General features: G+C 53.0%; 9 protein-coding genes. 2 read left to right on the top strand and 7 right to left on the bottom strand.

Features of this window, described 5'->3' with window-relative positions; translation table 11 throughout:
- Nucleotides 1-144: 144 nt before the first annotated feature.
- Nucleotides 145-1,092: a sulfonate ABC transporter substrate-binding protein gene (locus ABDW13_RS01635; RefSeq protein ID WP_343550644.1), complete on the bottom strand. Its 948-nt coding sequence runs from the start codon at nucleotides 1,090-1,092 to the stop codon at nucleotides 145-147.
- Nucleotides 1,093-1,345: 253 nt separating this feature from the next.
- On the opposite strand from ABDW13_RS01635, the gene ABDW13_RS01630 reads away from it, so the two are divergent.
- Nucleotides 1,346-3,403, top strand: coding sequence for an FUSC family protein (locus tag ABDW13_RS01630; RefSeq protein WP_343550643.1), 2,058 nt, complete (start codon nucleotides 1,346-1,348; stop codon nucleotides 3,401-3,403).
- Between the two features lie 15 nt (nucleotides 3,404-3,418).
- On the top strand, nucleotides 3,419-4,111 hold the full coding sequence (locus ABDW13_RS01625) for an aspartate/glutamate racemase family protein (protein WP_343550642.1): 693 nt from the start codon (nucleotides 3,419-3,421) through the stop codon (nucleotides 4,109-4,111).
- A gap of 117 nt (nucleotides 4,112-4,228) precedes the next feature.
- Here the strand turns inward: ABDW13_RS01625 and ABDW13_RS01620 are convergent, their stop codons facing one another.
- From ABDW13_RS01620 to ABDW13_RS01595, 6 genes are all read right to left on the bottom strand, one after another.
- The gene (locus ABDW13_RS01620; RefSeq protein ID WP_343550641.1) at nucleotides 4,229-5,500 is read right to left on the bottom strand and encodes an alanine racemase; all 1,272 of its coding nucleotides are present in this window, start codon (nucleotides 5,498-5,500) and stop codon (nucleotides 4,229-4,231) included.
- An 11-nt stretch (nucleotides 5,501-5,511) separates the two neighbouring features.
- On the bottom strand, nucleotides 5,512-6,249 hold the full coding sequence (locus ABDW13_RS01615) for an amino acid ABC transporter ATP-binding protein (RefSeq protein ID WP_343550640.1): 738 nt from the start codon (nucleotides 6,247-6,249) through the stop codon (nucleotides 5,512-5,514).
- Complete coding sequence (locus ABDW13_RS01610; RefSeq protein WP_343550639.1) at nucleotides 6,246-6,890, bottom strand: amino acid ABC transporter permease; 645 nt, start codon at nucleotides 6,888-6,890, stop codon at nucleotides 6,246-6,248. Before ABDW13_RS01610 ends, ABDW13_RS01615 begins: the two co-directional genes overlap by 4 nt.
- Nucleotides 6,887-7,624, bottom strand: coding sequence for an amino acid ABC transporter permease (locus ABDW13_RS01605; protein WP_343550638.1), 738 nt, complete (start codon nucleotides 7,622-7,624; stop codon nucleotides 6,887-6,889). Before ABDW13_RS01605 ends, ABDW13_RS01610 begins: the two co-directional genes overlap by 4 nt.
- A gap of 50 nt (nucleotides 7,625-7,674) precedes the next feature.
- On the bottom strand, nucleotides 7,675-8,511 hold the full coding sequence (locus ABDW13_RS01600) for a transporter substrate-binding domain-containing protein (RefSeq protein ID WP_343550637.1): 837 nt from the start codon (nucleotides 8,509-8,511) through the stop codon (nucleotides 7,675-7,677).
- A 141-nt stretch (nucleotides 8,512-8,652) separates the two neighbouring features.
- A complete protein-coding gene (locus ABDW13_RS01595; RefSeq protein ID WP_343550636.1) occupies nucleotides 8,653-9,045 on the bottom strand; it encodes a RidA family protein in 393 nt (130 codons plus the stop codon).
- Between the last annotated feature and the right edge of the window lie 385 nt (nucleotides 9,046-9,430).

Here is a 9,430-nt window from a genome sequence, read left to right as displayed (position 1 = left end):
GGCTGATACTGGCATATTATGACCGGGAAGAAAGACGTATTATCCGAATAGACTGAGCACAAATGTGTTACCTATGTGCCCGGTCTGATCTGTTACCTATGTGCCCGGTCGTACCTTTATGGTGACCTGCTAAAAGGTGAGGACTTACTTCTTATCCAACGACCACGTCGCGCTACGCACATCCACCCTGACCGGCAACAATCCTACGCGGGTAAAGGTATCCGCCAACGCCTGTTGCTCATCAAACACCTGCGGCGTCATGCGTGATGCGCCGTACGGCAAACGCTGCAACGTAGTTTGCCAGATGGCTTTATCCAGCCCGGTTGATTTAGAGAGAATCGCCGCCGCATCATCCTGATTTTTATTGGCCCAATCACTCAACTTACTCAGCTCATCCACCACTTGTTTAGCGATTTGCGGATGACCATCGGCGAACGGGCGGCTGGCAAGATAGAAGGTGTAATGCGGCACCAAACCTTCGGCGTTACGTATTTGGCGCGCATCAGCATGAGCTTCAACTTCCGCCAGGAACGGATCCCAAATCACCCACGCATCAATCGCGCCTTTCTGGAACGCGGCACGCGCATCGGCGGGTGGCAGGTATACCGGCGTGACGTCTTTGTAATTGAGTCCGGCATCTTCCAGCGCTTTCACCAGCAGATAGTTGACGTCGGAACCTTTATTCAGGCCAACGCGTTTGCCTTTCAAATCAGCAACGCTTTTGATCGCCGAGTCTTTGGGCACCACAATCGCTTCGGTTTTAGGATTGGCGGGTGAATGGCCGAGGTAGATCAAATCCGCTTTCGCAGCCTGAGCAAAAGCGGGCGGCGCATCGCCGGTGGCGGCTAAATCAATACTGCCGACGTTAAGACCTTCCAGCATTTGTGGCCCGGCGGGGAACTCCACCCAACGCACGTTAATGCCTTCTTTCTTTAACGTCTCATCCAGCGTGCCGCGATACTTCAGCAAGGCAAAGATATTGGCTTTTTGATAGCCCACGGTGACGGTTTCTGGGTTGGCAGCGAAGGCGTGCGCGGAGAGCAGGCCAAGGCTAAGTGCTAATGCGCTTACGGCAGGAAATGTGGCTTTCATGATGATTCTCTCGTGGTTTTTTTGCCACGATAGCAAAGCGCTTATATAACCAATAAATAACGAATTTCGATCGCTTATAACTGATGGTAATGTGATCTGGATCATTCACTGTAATCAGCAGCAGCGGCGATATTTCCATAGATGCTCATATAATTAGCACGGTAATAATTTGTATAACAAATCAAAATGCCATTTTAAAAAGCTTCTGTCAGGATAGGCAATTCCGCTGCCTGTATAAGGTTTTACCTGTTCTATGAAGTGGCTTTCACCAAGCGCAGTGTTGTTCTCTGCCAAAACTTGTCTTGCTGCCTTTCTGGCTTTTTATATCGCTCTGGAACTTAATCTTGATAAACCGGCCTGGTCACTGACTACAGTGTACGTTGCGTCGCAACTCTATTCGGGTTCGACGGTATCAAAATCGATTTTCCGCTTCTTCGGCACCGTATTAGGCGGGTTGTTTACGCTGCTGATCTATCCCGCTACGGTGGAAGATCCGCTGCTGTTTAGCCTGTGCATTTCACTGTGGGTGGCGGTTTGCCTCTATTTGTCGCTGCACGATCGCACGCCAAAAAGCTATGTGTTTATGTTGGCGGGATACAGTGCCGCGATCATGGGTTTCCCCGATGTGGTTTCTCCTTCGGCGATTACCTACACGGTAATTTCGCGTATTGAAGAGATCACCGTGGCGATCATTTGTAGCAGCCTGGTGCATCGCCTGTTGTGGCCGGTTTCTATGCGCAACCTGTTAGAGCAAAGTGTCAATCTGTGGTATCAGAACGCGCGCAAGCTGTGCAGCGAATTGGTCACCGCGATGCCCGCCGAGAAATCGGTCGAGCGCGAGGATATTTTGGTGCAGATGGCCAACTATCCGCTCAACGTAGAAACGCTGATTACCCATTGTGTTTACGAAGGCGATGCGGCGCGGCGCTTAGTGCGCTTAGTCAGCGTGCAGTATCAACATCTGTCGTATTTCATTCCGACGCTGACGGCGATCGAATCGCGCCTGAATTTGCTGGCGCAACAGAACATCCTTTTCCCGGAGTACATCGCTGATGTGTTCCAGCAATTTTTGCTGTGGCTCAACGGCGAGGAACAACTGCCGATCCGCGAAAAATTGGTCGCCGCACAACAACAGTTGCAAGCCGCCTGGCAAGAAGGTCGCCTCAACAGCGAAGAGAGTATTTTGCTGATGGGATTGCTGGAACGTCTACTCAACTTTGTGCGCATCGTCGATGCTTATCAAAGCGTTAGCGAGCGGGTGAGCGAGTGGACGCCGGCAGTCAAGGCCGGAAAAATGGCGCGCGCCCACAAGCATGTCGATAAAGGTTTACTGCTGCTGTCGTCGTTTACCGCTTTTATCGCCACCTTTGCCACCTGCGTATTTTGGATTGGTAGCGGCTGGGTGGATGGTGCGACCGCACCGATGATGGCGGCGGTGCTGTGCTCGTTCTTCGCCGGGATGGATAGCCCCATCGCGCCGATGAAATTATTCCTCAAAGGCGTGCTGATCTCGGTGGCGATCAGCCTGTTCTATATCACGGTGTTGATCCCGCAGGCTGTCACCTTTGAAGCGTTGGTGATCTGCCTCGCGCCGGGCTTGCTGGCGTTGGGATTGGTGATCGCCAATCCATCGACCAACCTGATTGGTTTAATCGTCGCCACGCAAATCCCCGGTTTGATCGGTATGAGCCACAATTTCAAACCAGATTTGCAGCTTATAGTGAACGCTATTCTTTCGACGCTGGTGGGCATTACCTTTGCGCTAGTGATCACCGCGCTGATACGTAATAAACGTCCGTCGTGGACCGCGAGGCGTGCAGTGCGCAAAGGCATTCGTGAGTTGCTGCACTTTATCGCCACGGTGCGCCTCAACAGCGTGACGATGACGGCGCGCCAGCAGTTTGTTTCTCGCACGCTGGATAAGGTCAACATTATCCTGCCGCGTAAACGCGTTGACCCTTCGCCCGACTTGGTCTCCGGCGGCAATTTGATCGCTGAAGCCTGGCTGGGCGCCAACTGCTACGACTATTACACCCGCCATCGTGAGTTGCTCTTGGCGCACCAGATTGAGAGCGCGGCGATGTTCCACGAATTGAGCCAGTTCCTCAAACGTCGCTTAAAGTCGCTACACACCGCGCCGCAGCCTGAATTGCTGGCGGAGTTAAACGCCTTGCTGCTGCGGCTGGAAAGCGCGGCGATGCAGGAAAAAACGCTGTTTGCGCCGATGTTCCATTTGTTCAACATCCGCTTATCGCTGTTTCCTTCAGCACGCTGGCCGGAAATCACGTACAGTGCGCAACAGAGCGTATAAAACGGAGTTAAACAGATGAAAATGATCGGTTTGATTGGCGGAATGAGCTGGGAATCGACTGCGCTGTATTACCGCATTATCAATGAACAGGTAAAACAGCAGTTGGGTGGGTTGCACTCCGCGCGCAGCCTGATGTACAGCGTCGATTTCCATGAGATCGAAAAATTGCAGGCCGCAGGTGAATGGCAAAAAGCCGGTGAGATTCTAGCGCAAGCCGCGATCAGTCTGGAGAAGGGCGGGGCGGATTTTATTGTGCTGAGCACTAACACCATGCACAAAGTGGCGCAGCAGATGACCGACGCGGTGAGCATTCCGCTGCTGCATATCGCTGATGCGACGGCATCACGCATTCATCAGGCCGGCGTGAAGAAGGTCGGTTTGCTGGCGACGGCATTCACCATGGAGCAGGACTTCTATAAAGGTCGTCTGGAAAAATCGGGGCTGAAGGTTTTAGTGCCTGATGCGTCGGGCCGCAAAGTGGTGCATGAGGTTATTTATCAGGAACTGTGCCTCGGCGTGATTCGTGAGGAATCGCGCGCGCAGTATCGTGAGATTATTGCTGCGCTGGTGGAGCAGGGCGCGGAAGCGATCATTCTGGGTTGCACTGAAATCACCTTGCTCGTGAAGCCCGAAGATGCCAGCGTGCCATTGTTTGATACCACGTTGATTCATGCCGAAGATGCGGTGAAGTTGGCGTTGGTTAAGTGACATGATGTTTGCACATTCCGTAGCGGCGCAATTTATTGCGCTCTTTTGACCTTTTCATCGCGGTGATTGTGCGCGATAAATCGCGCCGCTACGGTTCTTGCATTGTTCAACTAACGATCAAAATGCTGTTTCCAGTGAATCTGTGACGCAATAATCATCATCCACCAACGGCAAATAGCGCCACTTATCAAATGCGGTGCACGGATGTGAAATACCGCAACCGACCCAATCGCCCGGCTCAAGCACTTCATCTTCTGGCAGCAACAAATAAGCGTGCTGATCGTTCACATCGCTGATACGCAAATGCGTTGCTGAGCGCGGTGCGCTGCCATCGGCATTGCGAATCCATAGCGGATTCGGCAAATCCTGATCGAATGGCACATCGCGACGACCGAAATCGACAAACGCCAATCCCGGTTCCGGACGCGATAACACGCGGCCCCAAATCTCCAGCGCCGCGTCAAAATGATGCGTTGCGCCGGGCTGAGCAAAGGGGGCGATGCGTGCGTACAACCCGCTGTCGTGTGCCATGTAAGCGCCGGAACGAATCAATGGCGTCATCGGTAACGGCAATTTTGCTGCGGTAAAACATGCCGTCACCACATCAAACCACGCGCCGCCACCGGCGCTAAGAATGATGTGATCGCTACTGAACAACTGCTTTTCCGCCAACAACGCGGCGGTGGCGATCATCATCTGGCAATAATCTTGCACCTTTTGCACACCGGCTGCATCGCGGTTAGCGCCCAATGCACCTTCATAACCCGCAACGCCAACCAGCTGCAACGATGAACTGGCAGCAATGGCTTCTGCAATCGCCAGCGCTTCTTGCTGTGAACGGCAACCGGTGCGACCGCCGCTGACTGACATCTCTAGCAGCACTGAAATCTGGCTGTCGCCAAGATGCTGCTCCAGCAGTTTCACCCCTTGCAGTGAATCGACGTAGCAAAGGAAACCGTGATCGGGATGCGCTTGCTGCCACTGCGCAATCCAGCGAATGCCCGCCGGATCAACCAATTCATTGGCGAGAAACACATTACGGATACCAAACTGGCGCAGCGCGCGCACTTGAGCGGGTGTTGCCGCGCCCAAACCCCACGCGCCACCCTGGCTAATGGCGCGGCGCAGAATCGCCGGTGACATCGAGGTTTTACCGTGCGCCGCCAGCATCACGCCGTTTTCACCACAGAAAGCCGCCAATTGCCGCAGGTTATTTTCCAGCGCGGATTGTTTCATGATCATCAATGGCGAAAACACCTGATCGCTGCTGAGCACCGCGGTGCCGATAGCCAGCGGCGCATCGCCATTGCCCGCTACCGATTTGAAGCGTGGCGCGGCTTGTTGCGCATCCAGTAAACCGTCCGCTTGCAGCGGAAAGCGAATCGACATAACTCCTCCTGTTAGTGCTCAAGCACGCGTGATAAGAATTGCTGAGTGCGCGGATTCTGCGGGTTAACGAAGATTTGTTCCGGCGACCCTTGCTCCGCAATCACGCCTTGATCCATAAACACCACGCGATCGGCCGTTTTACGCGCGAAGCCCATTTCGTGCGTCACCACCACCATTGTCATGCCTTCACGCGCCAGGCTGCGCATCACTTCCATCACTTCACCAACCAATTCTGGATCCAGTGCCGACGTCGCTTCATCGAAGAACATGATTTTCGGTTCAACCGCCAATGCACGCGCAATCGCGACGCGTTGTTGCTGACCGCCGGAAAGCTGCGCCGGATAATGATGTGCGCGTTCCGCCAGGCCAACACGTGTGAGCGCTGCCATGCCGCGTTTATTGGCTTCGGCTTCGGATAATTTTTGCGCCTTAATCAACGCTAACGTCACGTTGCCGAGTGCGGTTTTATGGGGAAACAGATTGAACTGCTGGAACACCATGCCAACATGACCACAAATTTCACTGGCGCGTTTACGTTCGTGTAACGGGACTTCGTTGACCCAAACCTCGCCGCCGTCGGCCACTTCCAGCCCGCTCATAATGCGCAACACGGTACTTTTACCGGAACCTGATGCACCAATCAGTACCAGCACTTCGCCGGGTGAAACATCGAGGCTGATCTCTTTCAACACCTGAGTTGAGCCAAATGATTTGGTGATCCGGCTCAGCGTAATCGCGGATTTGTTCATGAAATTTGGCTCCTGGTTTGATGATGTTGAACCCAACGTGAAAGCGGGAAGCAGATAACGAAGTAGAGCAGGGCGACAAGCCCGTAAACCACCACCGGTTGGCCGATGCGATCGACAATCGCCTGACCTTGATGCATCAATTCGGACATACCGATCATGCTGACAATCGAGGTGTCTTTAATCAGCGAAAGATATTGTCCTGCCAGCGGTGGCAACACGATGCCGCGCGTTTGTGGCAGGATCACGCTCATAAAGGTTTGGCGCTTCGACATCCCCAGGATCCACGACACTTCCCACTGACCTTTTGGCACCGCTTCGATACCCGCGCGGAACACCTCGGCGATATATGCGCCCTGATAAATGCTCAGTCCGAGAATACCGGCGGCGAACAGGTTGATGTCGTAGCCGAAATACGCCACGCCAAAGTAGATGAACATCAGGGTGATCAGCACCGGCGTGCCGCGAAACAGTTCGGTGTAGACCACCGCAATTTGCTTGGCGACCGGCAAGCGACTGGTGCGCAACACCGCCGCCAGCAAGCCTAACAACGTGCTGCCAATGATGGCGGCGATCGATAACAGCAGCGTAATACCGAGCCCTTTCAGCAGAATCGGTAACGAACTGATGATTAATTCGTTCATAGCGCGTTCTCCCGTTTCAGCGGATTAGTCAGCCATCTTTTTGCCCACCACCAGGCGGACTTTTTTACTGGCGTCACCAGCGGCGGGTGGAACATGCGCCGTCCTGCGAGTGTTCCCAGCCATGAAAATAGATTGCTTAACACCAGATACACCAGCGCGACCACGCTAAAGGTTTGGATATACAGCAGCGTACGGGCGTTGATCACCGTAGCGGTGCCGGTCAACTCCGGCAACGCAATCGCTGACAGCAGCGAGGTACCGAGCAGCAACTGAATCAGGTTGTTGATAATCGCCGGCCACACTGCGCGCGCCGCTTGTGGCAGCACCACAGTAAGAAACACCTGACGACGTGGAATGCCCAGCACCCAGGCGGCTTCCAACTGACCTTTCGGCACCGATTGAATCCCGGCGCGGAAGGTTTCCGAAAGATACGCGCCAACATTAATGCCCAACGCCAGTACGCCAGCGGTAAAGGCGCTCATGGTGATGCCGAGTGACGGCAGGCCAAAGAAGATGATGAAAATCTGTAACAGCACCGGCGTATTGCGGATAAATTCAACGTAGCAGTGGCTGATCCAGCGCAACGGTGCCAGCGGCGAGGCTTTAGCCAGCGCAGAGATCAATCCCAACGCCACTGCCAGTGCGAACGCGAGCAGCGTAACCTGCAAGGTTAGCCAGGCTGCTTCCAGAAATGTGTCGGCGTAGCGCCACAAGGTTAGCCATTGATAACTCATGGTTCTGCTCCTTTGAGCGACGCAGCGTTAACCGCCGCGCCGCATTGGGATCAATATTGCGGATTCAGCGGGTAACGTGGTTTGTTACCGAACCATTTCTGGTACAACTGGGCGTTTTCGCCGGAAGCGTTAATCTCAAACAGGAACTCATTCAGGTAGTTAGTCCAAACCTGATCGCCTTGTTTCACGCCGAAGGCGTTGTATTCGAGCGGCACCAGCGCTTCGTTCGTCACGGTTAACGTTGGGTCGAGCTTGGCTTGATAGGCGAGGAAGTTGTTATCCTCGATCATCGCATCAGCCTGACCTTGTTTAACCGCGAGAATCGCCGCTTGCGATGAATCGTATTCCTGAATCTTCACGTCGATGCCGAGGTTGCGCACTTCATCACCGTTGGTAGAACCCTTAACGGTAGCGATGGTTTTGCCGCCCATGTCGTGCGCCGATTGAATGCCGCTATTTTTGCGCACCAGCATCGCTTCGCTCGCCACCACATACGGATTGGTGAAGCCAATTTCTTTGGCACGCTCAAGGTTGCGGGTGAAGTTACAGAACACCACATCGACTTTATTGGTTTGCAGGTTCGGGATGCGGTTGGCGCTGGTGGTGTTAACCATTTCCAGCTTCACGCCCATCTCTTTTGCCAGCGCTTTGGCGAGATCAACGTCATAACCGTCTGGATTGCCGTCTTTATCGTAAAAACCGAACGGTGCGAAGCTCAGACAATCACCGACGCGCAACGTACCGCGTTGCAACACGGTTTGCAGCGCCGATTGCGGAGCCGCACCGGCTTCTTTTTTTTCTTCAGTTGGCGTACAGCCCGCCAGAGTGAGTAATACCAGCGCACCTGCTACGGCTTTGACGCCTGTTTTTAGCGATGTTGTGTTCATTTATATGCTCTCTTATAAAATTTTGACGAGACGGCAGGTTGCCGTTATTCCACAGCAAAATTGAAAGGCATCAATTAATAACAGGCTGTCCTGGTGTGGGCGTAGAAAGTAACAACGCCAGCCTGCTTTAATTCGTAATAATTATTTACGATCGGCGCGGAAGCATTTCATATCCACTTCCACTTTGCAGTCAACCACTAAGTCCTGCACGCTACAAATACGCGCCGGAGGATTACCGCTGAATATCTCACTGAATACTTTGTTGAATGAACTGAAATAACGTGCGTCGGTTAATACCGCGGTAACGTGCACCACATCTTCAACGCGATAACCCGCTTCACGCATGATGGTCAGACAGTTTTCGAACGCCAGTTGCGTCTGTTCGATGATGCCGCCTTCTACCACTTCGCCGTCGCGCATTGGCGTTTGGCCGGAAATGTACAGCCAGCCATCGGCTTCTACCGCCCGTGCGAACGGCAATTTCTGCCCGCCGGTGCCGGTTCCGCCCTCAACGCCATAACGTTTAATCGCCATCCTTTACTGCTCCTCTTTCAGCGAAACTGTGATTTTCGCATTGTCTGGTATACCAGACTGCAATCTGCAATACTGGATAGGGCAAGATTTGCACAGGACTATTTCTTTTGCAATATGTGCACCGCTATTTAATTTTTTGTGATGTAGTCGGGGTCGCAAAATAATAAACAGCGCATAAGATTTTTAAATCAGAGTGTGATCTTTATCGTAATTTTAATAAGCATTGGAAAGTGTAGTGCGCCAAAATGAGGCCCCAAATTAGAACGTCGCAATATAACCTGCGTGATTAATATTTTTATTTATCCTCGATGGGTAAAACGACAAGGGCGGTGTATGATGCCTTTCTTTTATTACGCAACCTGTACGCACCAATGTAACTGAGGAG

Origin of the sequence: Pantoea sp., assembly GCF_039594315.1 — a bacterium.
Taxonomy (GTDB): Bacteria; Pseudomonadota; Gammaproteobacteria; order Enterobacterales; family Enterobacteriaceae; genus Pantoea.
The sequence above is the reverse complement of the archived record's forward strand: the minus strand, read 5'-3'. Positions and strand labels throughout refer to the sequence as shown.